This window comes from Streptomyces sp. NBC_00190 (assembly GCF_036203305.1).
Classification (GTDB): domain Bacteria; phylum Actinomycetota; class Actinomycetes; order Streptomycetales; family Streptomycetaceae; genus Streptomyces.
Map to the genome: position 1 here is coordinate 230,563 of NZ_CP108131.1, position 11,968 is coordinate 242,530.

Consider the following 11,968-nt stretch of genomic DNA (forward strand, 5'->3'; position numbering starts at 1 on the left):
GACATGCGCGACACCAAAATGTCCAGCAAGCGGGCGGACTCTCGCATCTCCCGCCTGTCCATCGTCATCGCACTGAGTGCATCCGCACTGTTGTCCGTCGCCGGTCCGGCTCATGCGGCCCCGGCCAAGGACCCTCTCCCCGCCGACATCCCCGACTATCATGCCGCCCTCAATGCAGTGAAGTCCTCCGACGTCCGCAACGCCGTCTGCCGTTTCCTGCGCACTCCGGTGCCTACCGGCGGCGCCGACGGGCCGGTGCAGACGATCCCCGAAACGACCGAGCCGTGCCAGGACCTCCCGGTCTTCACGATCAAGGACCCGGTGGCACGGAACGAGATCACCCCCGAGTTCGTCGCGGGCACCGCCAAGCCACTTCCCACCGAGGCGATCAAGCTGACGCAGCTGGTCTCCTCGCTGAGCACCACCGTCAACGGCCGCAACGCGACCGTCATGCTCGCCCCCACTCAGGGCGGCGGCTGGCACCTGGCGGCCATCCGCGACGGCGACAGCGACGCCACATACGCCAGCAAGGCCACCCTGGGCACGCTGGTCTTCACCGAGCCGCAGATCCGCGGCTGGTACCAACTCAAGCTCACCACCGTTGAGCCACTCAACGACGAGGCCCGGCAAGGCATGGGCGGCCAGACGGCGGTGTCGCTCAGCGACTACCAGAAACTGGTCAAGGCCCGCTACGCCGACAAGCTGCCGGGCTCGGAGTACGACACCAACGGCTACTCCAGCGGCTACAGCCCCCAGCGCAGGGTGGACGACGCCTCGTCCTCCGCCCTGCTACTTGCCAGCGGTTCCAGCGCGGCACTCGCCCTCGCGGGCGGAGCCGCCGTCCTCCGCCGACGGCGCACAAGCACAGGTTGAACCCCACCCCGTACGCCCCCTCGCTCCGTCTCGGCCTGGGCAGCCAGCCGGGACGGAGGGAATCCCGGCCCGGCCGAACCACCACTCCGGCCGCCATGTCCTGCGCCGTCCAGGAAGCCTAGGACAGCGACTTTCAACCGCTCTGCGCGTTCGTTTTGACCCGGGCCGGCGGGACTTTCAGCGGGCGGCGGGCCGACTCCGCCAGGACCACATCCGGAGCAGGCAGCCGAAGGAGGCGCTGACAAAAGGAGGGGCACCTCCGGCGCCCCTGTGCGCCGACGCCGCTGAACCCTCAGACGGGGAGCGTCCGCCGGAGGCCGCCCCCGCGTCCGAGGCGCGCGACCGGCTCGAAGTATCAGATTCCTGATGAAGCATGGGAGAAGACGACCCCCTGGACTTCGGCCGGCCACCCGAGCGCTACCTGCGCGACATCATGGACGCGATCTTGTATGTGGACCGCACCGTCCCCAGTGGCGCTACATTCCGCACGACTGCCCCCACTCGAACACGGTCTCCGGATAATTCGCGAAGTGGGCGGAGGAGGGCGTGTTCGCCCAGCGGGGCGGCCTGCTCAGGCAGCTCTACGTCAGAAGGAAGGACGGGGCGCCGAACCGTCGGCCTGCGTGATCGACGCCCAGAGCGTCAAGAGGTCCACCAGCGTCCCCGTCTCCAGCCAGGGTATCGATGCCGGGAAGAACGGTGTCGGGAGGAAGCCGAGCATCGTGATCGACACGACCGGTCTCCTCCTCGCGGTCCCTGGTCACCGCGAGCTGGCGGCCCGGCTGCGGCCAGTCGGCTCCCGACATCACGTCGCTGAGCACCCCGGCGTCCAGAACGGGGCGCAGCCTGGCCTCGGCCCAGCCCGGAGTGATCTTGACGAACGTCCTCGCCACGTTCTTCCTCCTTGCCCAGCCTGTCCTTCTGGGCCGCGGCGTCCGGCGTCGGTGAGGGTCAGGAGCAGGCACATCGCCATCGCGGCCGACTGCGCGGCCTCGGCGACGGCTTCGGAGAACGGCTCGCCCACGGGCAAGGGGGCGGGGGTGGCAACAGGTAGTACTCCTCGTACTCGGTCAGCGGACCGGGACGGGCCCGGACGGTCCGGACCGAGCGGCGTGTACGGGACCACACCGCCAACGCGCCCGGACGGCGCCGGGCCGCGGCCCGACACGGCGTACGCGAAGGCGTGCCACGGCCACCGCGCGAGGCCGAGGCGCCCGCCGCCGTGGCCGCCTGACGCAGCAGCACCCCAGCCTCGGCCGCACCCCCTGGAACGCCGCGCCCGAATGGATGTACCGGCTCCAGACCCTCTACGCGGACACCCTCGACTGAACCGCCCGGCAATCCGGAGGGCCCTCCTCCCTCCCGCCCGGCCGGGCGGTGTGCGCGGCACGGCGAGCGGCGGATGCGGGAGGGAATCCGGACAGGGCCGTCGCCTTGTGATGGACGTAGTCAATCTCACCCTGTTGCCTGTGCTCGCCGAGAGCATGGGGGGGGCGGAACAGAGATGGCGAAGACAGGACGTCCACAGGGGGCTCCTAGGGGTCGCTCGCAGGCGGCCAACGAGTTGGCCGGGCTGCTGCGGGACGTGACACGGGGCATGACGGTGAGGGAACTCGCCCAGCGCTTCGGGGGCGGCAAGACGGCCTGGAGTGAATACCGGTCAGGCGCCCAGGTGATCCCGCTGGGGCGCCTCGGCATCGTGGTCGAGGACCGCGTCCGTGAACCCCGCCGCAGGCGGGAGCTCCTGGCCCGGGTCCGGCGGCTGCACGGTCAGGCGCTCACGGCGGAGGCCGAGGCGGCGGCCACGGTGCCGCCCGGGCTTGAGGACGCGCTGCGCCGGGCGCAGGACGACCTCGCCGCATCGGGGCAACTCGTAGAGGGGCTGCTGGTGCTGATGACGATGCTCCAGGAACAAGCCAAAGTCGCCCCGCCGGACCGGCCGGAGGGCGACGGTGCGGAGCCCGCCCGTACAGACTCCGACGCTGCGGCCTCTGGGCCCTTGCAGCTCCGGCCGGACCAGGCGCTCGACCAGCTGATCGCTGCCCGGGAGGCCAGAGAATCCGTACGGCAGGCGGTCGCCGAGGCCTGCTCCCAGGGCGATGCCGCCCGTCGGGGCCCCCGGCTCCCGGCGCTGGCGGCTCCGGACCAGCCGCCGCGGACCGACGGCCGGGGCGATGCCCTGCCCGCCGCCACGGCGGGCCGGCCCCTGTCCGTCGAACTGGCCCGGCTGCACAGCCTCGTGGAGCAGCAACGCGAGGACGCGCACTGGCTCTGGGAACGCACGCGGGCTGGCCGGGAGCACTCCGGTACCGTCCAGGGAGTTGTCCTCGAACGACTCGACAGCCTTCCCGCGGTCGCGGCCCGGGCCCCGCTCCGCGTCCCGCCACCGCGCCCGCGGACCGGCAGGTCCCTGCTCGCGGCGCTGGCGACCTGCACCGTCCTCGCCGTCGTCGCGGCGGCGGCCCTTGCCGGGGTCCTCGTCGGACGGCAGCGCACGGTGTCCGCGAACGGTGCGACGCAGGCGCCGCGGCCCCACTCCCGCCCCGTAGCCCCGCGCGCTGCCGCGACGCCGTCCGCGTCCCCCACGCCGTCCCCGACACCGAGCGGCACCGCCTCGCCCAAACCGTCGGGCCCGCCTTCACCGGCGCCGCCTTCGCGCTCCACGGCGGGCCCCGCCCCGGGTCCCACCGCACCTCCGTCCCCGCCCGCGCAGCAGTCCCCGGGCAGTGCCTACGCTGTCTCGCCGGACCACCGCAGCGTCCTGCGGTGGACCGCCCACGACGGCGCATGGAAGGCGATCGGCCCCGCGGCCGAGCAGGTCTACGCCGGGCCCGCCGGGGTCTTCACCACCAGCCCCGGTGACGGCCGCATCTTCAAGCACGACGAGGCTTCCCACTCCTGGTCCCAGATCGGAGGCCCCGGCGAGCAGTTCGTCGTGGCGGGCGAGGACCTCTACGCGATCACCGAGCAGCGGAATGCGGTGATGCGGTGGACCCGCCTGGGAGTGGAGTGGGTCCCTATCGGCGGCCCGGCCGCCCGGCTGTACGCGGGTGGCGCCGGGCTCTTCGCGACCAACCCGGAGACGGGCGCCCTGTTCCGCTACGCCGGGTACGGCTACACCTGGCTGGAGGCGGGCGGACCCGGCGCCGATTTCGCCGTCGGCCCGGACTACGTCGCCCGGATATCCCCCGATGGCAAGGAGATCTGGCAGGCCGGCGCCAAGGGCAGCAACTGGCGCCCGATCGGCGGTCCGGCGCGGAACCTGTACGCGGGCGACGCCGGGCTCTTCGCCGTCGACGCCACCGGGCAGATCCTCAAGTACGACGGGGCGCCGGGTTCGTGGAGCCCCATCGGTACTGCGGGCGTCAGCCTCGCCGTGGGCTCCTCCGTCTACCGCGTCGACAGCCGGCTTGAGGTCTCCCGCTGGACGGGCAGCGGTACGCAATGGACATCACTGGGCCTCTCGGCCGGCTCCATCGCCGCGTCAGGCTGAGCGCGTTGTCCGGCGGACAACCCCGTTGTCCGCCGACCGCACCGCATGCGAACTGCGCGAACGCCATCAGGCCCTGGCGGCCAAACCGCGCCCGGCGTGAGTCTTCGTAGCGAGAGCGGTGCCGACAGGGCCCCGCCTCCCGAGTCGGCCCGATCCGTACGGAAGCACCGCATGGACCGGACCGGCTCGCCCCGACGACGATGGGAGACTTCGTGTCCTCGTTTCGCACACGCCTGACGGCGGTGGGTATGGCGCTCCTCGGCGCAATGGCCCTCGCTGGCCCGGCAGACGCGAGCATCCGCTCCGCCGCCCCTGCTTCCGCCACGAGCGGCCGCGAACACGCCGACTTCTCGGCACAGGCCCGGGCCGCGGGTCTGGACGACGGCCGGGCGGCGGAACTCCAGCGCCAGATCGACACCGAACTGGCCACCACCGGCGGTCGGCAGGTGGCCGCGAACAAGATCGACCTCGACGGGAAGGGCGTCCTGATCCTGCCCCTCCCTGGCGAGAAGCGCGCCCGGGACTTGAACGCCCAGGGTGCCACGGGGGCGTTCGCCGATCCCTGCGCGCGGGGCTGGGTCTGCCTGTACCCCCAGCCCGACTACTTAGGCAAGATGTGGGGGCTGTACGACTGCTATAAGGTCGCCACTGGGTACACCGGCACCGGCTCCTGGTACAACAACCAACCCTCCAACTATCACGTGAAGTTCTACGGCCACGACGGCAACCTCGGCTGGACCTCCCCCGGCGGCCCCGTCGGTGATCCGAACGCGTCCTGGGACTGGGTCGGCTACGTGAAGCCCTGCTGACGGCGAGTGCACGTATCAACGGACGCGCCTGAGGCGTAGAGGGCTCTCCGGCTCGGTGGGGACCACCCGATCCCTCCCCACCAAGACCGGAGGGCCCGTCTCCGGCCCCGTGCCTGGGCCGGAACGCGACCGGCGACGATCAGCTGTTCGCACTCGCCGCCGACCACAGCGCCGTCTATCGCTGGAGCGGGCAAGGGGTCCGAGCGGCCATACGGGCTCTGTAAGAAGGAAGGCTGAGGCGAAGGGCGAGCAGGCCAAGGGCAAGCTCAAGGAGACCGCTGGCCGCCTGACGGGCAATGAGCGGATGACCGCCGAGGGCCGCGCGGAGCAGGCCATGGGCGATGCGCTTGAGGCCACGGAGAAGATCCGGGTCGTCTTCATGCACTGACCTTCACGCCACGGGGCCGGGACCGCGGAGCGGCCCCGGCCACGCATGTCGGCGTGCAGCCGGTTCGGTCAGGCGGCGGGCTGAGGTTGGCGCAGTTCTGCCTGGCCGAAGAGGAGGGCGTATCCGCCCGGAAGCTGGCGCAGGATCTTGGCGACGAGGTCGGGGCCTGCCAGGCGCATGACGGCGGCGAGTACGGCGCCCGTGTCCCAGCGGGCGGTGGCCGGGGTGGCGCCGGTGCGGGCGGCCAGGTCTTTGACGAAGCCCCAGCCGGTGAGGTGTTCGATGGAAGGGATCTGGGCGGTCAGGGTGAGGGCGGCTTCGACGGGCAGGCGCTGGGCGAGGTCGACGCGTTCGTCGCCGGTGAGCTGGCGGCCGAAGGCGGCCAGGACGTGGTGGACGGCTTCGGCGGCGCGTTCGCGGGTGGGGTAGGCGCCCTCGTAGCGCACGCGTTCCAGCATCTGGTCGAACGTCATGACGGGCTGGGACGGGTTCGCTCGACGAGGCTGGTCGTACATGGATGTGGTTGCCTTTCTCTGCGGAGGGAACCGGCCTGCGGCCGGTGGTGGTCAGGTGGGTTGGGGGTGGCCGAAGAGGAGGTCGCAGCCGGGCGGGAGCTGGAGCATGACGTCGCGGGTGAGGACGTCTCCCGCGGCGGCGGCCGCGGTGGACAGGACCGCGCCGATGTCCCACAGGGCCGTCTTCTCGGTAGAGCCCTCGATCCAGGCCGCGGTCGCACGAACGAACCGGTCCGGCGAGAGCGGCTCTGCGGCCTGCAGCGGGTTCAGGAGGATCAGGGCGTAGCTTTCGGGGAGCCGGGCGGCGAGCTCGGCCCGCACGCTGCCGACCAGGTGCGCGCCCAAAAGGGCCAGGACGACGCGGGCAGCGCGGTCGGCCTCTTCGGCCGTTTCGTACTCGCCGCGTTCCTGGACATGGGCCAGGAACGATTCCCTGCGCATCGACATCAACATCACCTCCGGGAAGGGGTGAAGAAGGTCAAAGAGGGGTGGCGGAGGGCGGGTGCCGGAGGGGGATCGGCTCATCCCCGCCCTCCGCGGCCGGCTGGTGCGGGAGGCTTCAGCCGGAGATCTGCTTGCGGCCCGTTTCGCCGCCGATGCTGATCTTGCGGGGCTTGGCGCGCTCGGCGATCGGGATCCGCCGACCTCGCAGGCTCCCTCGGGGTAGCCAGCCGGCAGGCCGCCGAACGCCGCTACCTGCGGCTGCGCCCGGCATAGCCGGGAGCACCGGCGAGGAACGCGTCCAGGCCACCCGCGACACCCGCGCCGCCGACCGCACCGTGACCGCCTGGGCCCGCGAGAACGCCGCCGACCTCCGACGGCTCGCCGGACAGATCACCGCCATCACCGACCTCCCCGCCAGCGCCTCGGCAGCCGTCGGCGACCTGAACCTGGCCCTCGCCGACAACGACGCCGCCCTCCTCGTGCGCCCCCTGACCGCCACGCGGGCCCGTCTGCGGCCCCAGGACGCCGGCCTGGCCGCCCGCATCGACGCCCTGACCCGGCACACCGAACAGCTCCGCCAGGACACCCACGACCAGCGAAGCCTGTGAACCGCATCCGTCACGCGCCGTCGCATTCCTCGTCCCGCGAGCCGACCAACACATCACCGGACAGGAGACGGATCCCGAGCTCAGGCGTCCGTCCCTACTCAAAGAAGCATGGTCCCGAGTCGATCAATTCGCGGCTCCGCAAGGCCCCCGCAACCGCGGCCACTGCTGCGTGCCGACGGTGGACAGGAGGTCGAGCTGGGCAGCCGTTCGGGTTCCCGCCGGGGCGGTGAGGACGGCGATGCGCAGGTCGTTGCCGGGGATGGTGAGGGTGTCGCAGTCGACGGTGACGGGCCCGAGGTCGGGGTGGTGGACGGTCTTGCTGTCAGTGGTGTGGAAGCCGACGGTGTGGGAGTCCCACACCTCGTCGAAGCGGTTGCTGGCGCGGCGAAGGTCGGTGATCAGTGATCTGAGCGGCTTGTCCTTGGGGTAGCGGGCGGTGGAGGAGCGCAGGTCGGAGACGACCGCGGTCTCGAAGCGCATCTGCTGGTCGGGAGTGTGGGTGGTGCGGGTGGGCCGGTCGGTGAAGTGCCGCCAGGCGATGTTGGCCTCACGGCCGCGCCATGGGGAGGGGTCGCCGACGAGGGCGGCCCACAGCGGGTTCCAGGAGATGAGGTTCCAGGCGGCGTCGTGGACGCTGAGCGGGGTGGCGCGCAGCTGGTCGAGGAGGCGCTGGACGCTGGGCGGGATGTGGGCGGAGATCTGGCCGGTGGTGGTCGGAGCCTGGCCGGCGAGCAGATAGAGGTGGTCGCGTTCGGTGCCGGTCAGGCGCAAGGCGCGGGCGAGGGCGGCCAGCACCTGGGGGGAGGGTGAGGTGGCGCGGCCTCGTTCGAGGCGGGTCACGTAGTCGACGGAGAGGCCGGCGAGCTGGGCGAGTTCTTCGCGCCGCAGCCCAGGTGCGCGGCGGACACCGCCGAGTGGGAGGCCGAGGTCCTGGGGGCTGGTGCGGTCGCGCCAGTGGCGCAGGGCCTGGCCTAGGGCTGCGGGGTCGTCGTTCACGCATCCATTGTCCGCCGGGTGGGCGGGAACAGCCTGGTACTGGCCGACCCCCCGCTGAGGAGGGCTCTCCCTGGGTGCTTCCGTGGCGTGCAGGCTGAGTGCCATGACAACAGTCACTGTGATCACCGGGGCCAACAAGGGCCTCGGGTACGAAACGGCCCGCCGTCTGATCGAGCAGGGTCACACCGTCTATGCCGGCGCCCGTGACGCCCACCGCTGCGAGCAGGCCGCCAAGGCCCTCGGAGCCCGGCCGCTGCTGATCGACATCACCGACGACGCGTCCGTGGCCGCTGCCGCTGCCCTGGTCCGGGCCGAGGCCGGGCGGGTGGACCTGCTGGTCAACAACGCGGGCATCGCCGGACCGCCCGCGCCCGTCGGCGAGCTGACCGCGGCCGACCTGCAGCGGGTGTTCGACACCAACGTCTTCGGCGCGGTGCGCACCACGCGCGCGTTCCTGCCCCTGTTGCAGGAGGCTGCCCGGCCCGCGATCGTGAACGTCTCCAGCAGCCTGGGCTCACTGGCGGTCAATGCCGACCCGGCCGCCCACACCGGCATCCTCAACGCGTGGGCGCCACTGCTGGCCTACAACTCCTCCAAGGCCGCGCTGAACATGCTGACGGTCGTCTACGCGCAGGCGTTCCCGCAGATCAGCGTCACCTCCGTCGACCCCGGCTTCACCGCGACCGACCTCAACGGCCACCAGGGCACCCAGAGCGTAGAGGAAGGCGCCGCCGTGATCGTCACGGCCGCCACAGCCGGCTCTGGCGCGCCGAGCCCCGCCTTCACCGGCGCCAGCGGCCCCGTGCCCTGGTGACCCGTCCGGCTTCCTGCCCCCGGCCGCCCCGCGGACGTGCGGCACCACCCAGAAATCATGATCACGAACAGCGTTCACCAGAAGTCCCCCCACACCGCCGGGCGTTCAACACCGCATCCGGGGAGAGCGACCCGGGCCACCGTGGCCGAGCCGCTCTCCCCGGAAGCGACGTTCGTCATCCCGCTTGGCATCGCGGGCACCCCGGAGCCGTGGCACGTCCGTATCGTCCTCGCTGACGGACACGTCGTGAAGGTGTGGGAGGTCGCCGACCGCGCCGCGTACGCCAACCTCGGCTTTGCCGGCTCTGAGGCCGAGGTGGCAGCTCTGGGCCGCTGACCCGAGGCGGCACACCGGAACTCCCCCTGCCCGCGTCCATTCCCTGCGGCCCAGGGCGCTGCCCTGGGTCGGCCGCAGGCGCTCTGCGGTCGGCCGGTCGGTCGGTCGCCGAATGCTTCGGCCAATGGCGTCGAGGTCGGCTGACCGGCCTGCTCGGCGACCTGGGCTGGCAGCCCGCATGGATCGAGGACCTCGGCGGCAGCACCACAGCCCGCGCCACCGAGGCCATGACCTTCTGGTTCCCCACATCCTGCGGCGACACGGCTTCAAGCCCTTCGCCGTCTCCCTCGCCCGCTGACCCGTCAAGACCGGGTTCAGACCAAACCAGTAGCGGGCTCGTGCGAGGCGGCTGGGCGCTGGCAAGGGCAACGCCCGCTGAGCTTCAAGTGACGCCTGAACTCAGTTTCTGGCTCAGGTTTGTGGTGCGTGGCTGCGAGTTACCGGCCAGAGCTCCTATTCGGATGAGTTCACAGCGAACCGAGGAACCTGCTGAAAGCTGCGGCGAAGTCCGCTGGGACCGTCTCGTGGACGGTGTGCCCGGCCGAGAGTTCAACAAGCCAGGTATGGGGGCGTCGTGCCGCCATGTCCTGCGCGTGCTCGGCGCTGAGCACCGTGCTGCGGCTGCCGCGGAGGAGCAAGGCTGGGCAGTCGCTGGCGAGCCAGTCGTTCCAGTGTTCCCCGTTGAGGTGCCGCCCTGCGCCCTTTCCGCGGCCCGTCAGTAACGCCAACCACCCCGATACACCGTTCGATTGCCCGACGGACAGCCCCGCGGCTGGACTTCACGCACCCCCGCATCGTCGCAGCACCGCCTGCATGGCGGGGACGCTGCTGCTTGCCCACCGAAGGGGATCACCGGCCTCGTCGGCCGTGCGGGATCAGGCGATGTCTGCGTACCAGATCCGGCTCGGCGGGCGCCCGTCGTCGGAGCCGAAGCGCTTGGGCATCCCCGGCCTCCGAATGCGTCGAGGTGAGTCTGTGGGACAGCAACCTCACCCCCGCCCGCGATCCTGCCGCCCGACCCCTGCGGAATCGGGCGGCACCGCCTGGAGATCATCATCGCTCGCCGTGCCAAGACTTCCATATCTACCAGGAGACCGTTGGCAGGCGGATATCCGCGAGCGCTTTACTTTTCGACGGCGTTACCCGCTCCGCGCCGTGGTCACTCTTCTCGGAACACCCGAACGCTCGTGGCCTCCGTGTCGACCGCGTCCGGCACGACCATGCCGGCCTCCACCCCGGTCCGCAGGTAACGCAGGACATCCTTGGTGAGGCGCTCGCCGGGCAGGGCCGCCGGGATACCCGGCGGGTACGGGGTCAGCATTTCGGCCGCGATCCGGCCGTCCGCCTCCTGCCAGGGAACCTGCTCCGTTCGACCGAAGAAGGCGTCACGGGGCAGCGCCGCCTGCTCCAACCTCAACCTCGACGGCGGCGGGACCTCCACGGGCTGCCCCGTCCGAAGCTCCGCTGCATGCGCGGCCAGGTCGTTCAGGGCCGTCAGGAGCACCTCGGCCGTGTCGCTGTCGTCGGCGTGGGTGAGCTGTGCGCTGATGCGGCGGTGGTCGGCGATGTGGAGGTTGATGCGGTGCTTCTCCCGCAGCCAGTCGGCAGCGCGGTAGCCGGTGACCTCCCACGCGCCAATGTCGATGATGATCTGGAGGGGGTCCATGTCCGCCGCCCGGCCGGGTCCGCAGAAGTCGTCGCGGCCGTGCACATGCATGCCGCCGATGCGGGAGATGCGGTCGCGGGTCTTCTGAGCGAGGGCGAGTGCCTGGTCATAGAGGGCCTCGCCGTGTTCGACCATCTGCCGGCGCCAGCCGTCCAGTGCGGCATATACGAGCGACGAGGGGCTGGTGGTCCCCAGCAGGTCCTCACGGCTCTTGAGCACCTCGGGTTTGACCAGGTCGCCCTGAAGGTGGAACACGGAACTCTGCTCCAGGCCGGAGCCCATCTTGTGCACCGAGGTGACGCACACGTCGGCTCCGGCGTCCATGGCCCAGGTCGGAAGGTCCGGGTGGAAGGGCAGGTGGGCGCCCCATGCCTCGTCGACGATCAAGGGGCGATCCCGGCGGTGGCAGACCTCGGCAATGGCAGCCAGATCCGAGCAGGTGCCGTAGGGGGTCGGTGTGGTCACCAGCGCGCCGCAGGCGTCGGGGTGCTCGGCGAACGCCGCCTCGAAGGCCTCGGCGGACGGCGGATGGGCGAGGTGGCGCTCGGCATCCCACTGCGGCTCCACCCAGACGGGTTTGATGCCTGAGAGGATCAGCCCCGACACGACGGATTTGTGGGCGTCCCGGCCGACCAGCAGCATCTCGTGCGGTCCGGCGACGGACAGCATGGCCGACTTCACCGACAGGGAGCTGCCGCAGGTGGAGAAGAACGCGTGGTCCGCGCCGACGGCATCGGCCATGAGCGCTTGCGCTTCCTCCAGGACGCCTTGGGACGACGTACGGTCGTCCAGGCCGCTGGTGGCGAGGACGTCGGACCGGAACACCGCTTCGCCGAGCACGGCCCGCACCCTGGGGTCGGCGCCCCGTCCCTGTTTGTGGCCCGGGGGCGTGAACGGGGTCTGACCGCTTTCGTGGTAGGCGGCCAACGCATCGAGTACTGGTGCCTTCGACTGGTCCATGCCCCGCGCCTGCCCCGTGGCCGTCGGAGAAAACGGACATCCGGCGGTGAGCGCGCCGCAGCACAT

10 protein-coding genes and 4 pseudogenes are annotated in these 11,968 nt (G+C 71.4%); 9 read left to right on the top strand and 5 right to left on the bottom strand.

All coding sequences use genetic code 11. The features are described from left to right. Positions 1 to 3 precede the first annotated feature (3 nt). From OG429_RS01190 to OG429_RS01210, 5 genes and pseudogenes are all read left to right on the top strand, one after another. Positions 4 to 873, top strand: coding sequence for a hypothetical protein (locus OG429_RS01190; RefSeq protein ID WP_328923397.1), 870 nt, complete (start codon positions 4 to 6; stop codon positions 871 to 873). 391 nt (positions 874 to 1,264) lie between these two features. Further along, positions 1,265 to 1,628 (top strand): annotated as a pseudogene (locus tag OG429_RS01195) (transposase); the annotation flags it as partial. An 842-nt stretch (positions 1,629 to 2,470) separates the two neighbouring features. Beyond that, on the top strand, positions 2,471 to 4,366 hold the full coding sequence (locus OG429_RS01200; RefSeq protein WP_328923398.1) for a hypothetical protein: 1,896 nt from the start codon (positions 2,471 to 2,473) through the stop codon (positions 4,364 to 4,366). Positions 4,367 to 4,632: 266 nt separating this feature from the next. Beyond that, positions 4,633 to 5,175 (top strand): hypothetical protein, encoded by a 543-nt coding sequence (locus tag OG429_RS01205; protein ID WP_328923399.1) that lies wholly within the window; start codon positions 4,633 to 4,635, stop codon positions 5,173 to 5,175. A 181-nt stretch (positions 5,176 to 5,356) separates the two neighbouring features. Further along, positions 5,357 to 5,563, top strand: a complete 207-nt coding sequence (locus OG429_RS01210) for a CsbD family protein (RefSeq protein WP_328930122.1) — start codon at positions 5,357 to 5,359, stop codon at positions 5,561 to 5,563. A gap of 68 nt (positions 5,564 to 5,631) precedes the next feature. Here OG429_RS01210 and OG429_RS01215 read toward each other — a convergent pair whose 3' ends face one another. The 3 genes and pseudogenes from OG429_RS01215 to OG429_RS01225 form a co-directional block, all read right to left on the bottom strand. Further along, positions 5,632 to 6,078 carry a DUF2267 domain-containing protein gene (locus tag OG429_RS01215; protein WP_328923400.1) on the bottom strand — a complete coding sequence of 149 codons (447 nt, stop codon included), beginning with the start codon at positions 6,076 to 6,078 and terminating at the stop codon, positions 5,632 to 5,634. A gap of 51 nt (positions 6,079 to 6,129) precedes the next feature. Continuing rightward, entirely contained in the window at positions 6,130 to 6,525 is a 396-nt protein-coding gene (locus tag OG429_RS01220; RefSeq protein WP_328923401.1) for a DUF2267 domain-containing protein, read from the bottom strand. A 112-nt stretch (positions 6,526 to 6,637) separates the two neighbouring features. After that, a pseudogene (locus tag OG429_RS01225) lies at positions 6,638 to 6,718 on the bottom strand (Hsp20/alpha crystallin family protein); the annotation flags it as partial. Here OG429_RS01225 and OG429_RS01230 point away from each other — a divergent pair. Next, positions 6,700 to 7,130 (top strand): annotated as a pseudogene (locus OG429_RS01230) (HSP18 transcriptional regulator); the annotation flags it as partial. The pseudogenes OG429_RS01225 and OG429_RS01230 sit on opposite strands and share 19 nt — an antisense overlap. Before the next feature lie 123 nt (positions 7,131 to 7,253). On the opposite strand, the gene OG429_RS01235 reads toward OG429_RS01230, so the two are convergent. Next, on the bottom strand, positions 7,254 to 8,126 hold the full coding sequence (locus tag OG429_RS01235; RefSeq protein WP_328923402.1) for a helix-turn-helix domain-containing protein: 873 nt from the start codon (positions 8,124 to 8,126) through the stop codon (positions 7,254 to 7,256). A gap of 103 nt (positions 8,127 to 8,229) precedes the next feature. Here OG429_RS01235 and OG429_RS01240 point away from each other — a divergent pair, with 103 nt between their 5' ends. The 3 genes and pseudogenes from OG429_RS01240 to OG429_RS01250 all read left to right on the top strand — a co-directional run. Beyond that, complete coding sequence (locus OG429_RS01240; protein ID WP_328923403.1) at positions 8,230 to 8,940, top strand: SDR family NAD(P)-dependent oxidoreductase; 711 nt, start codon at positions 8,230 to 8,232, stop codon at positions 8,938 to 8,940. Positions 8,941 to 9,081: 141 nt separating this feature from the next. Further along, positions 9,082 to 9,276 carry a hypothetical protein gene (locus tag OG429_RS01245; protein ID WP_328923404.1) on the top strand — a complete coding sequence of 65 codons (195 nt, stop codon included), beginning with the start codon at positions 9,082 to 9,084 and terminating at the stop codon, positions 9,274 to 9,276. 140 nt (positions 9,277 to 9,416) lie between these two features. After that, positions 9,417 to 9,574 (top strand): annotated as a pseudogene (locus OG429_RS01250) (NADPH-dependent F420 reductase); the annotation flags it as partial. Between the two features lie 861 nt (positions 9,575 to 10,435). Here OG429_RS01250 and OG429_RS01255 read toward each other — a convergent pair. Then, positions 10,436 to 11,902 (bottom strand): aminotransferase class I/II-fold pyridoxal phosphate-dependent enzyme, encoded by a 1,467-nt coding sequence (locus OG429_RS01255; protein WP_328923405.1) that lies wholly within the window; start codon positions 11,900 to 11,902, stop codon positions 10,436 to 10,438. Positions 11,903 to 11,968 lie beyond the last annotated feature (66 nt).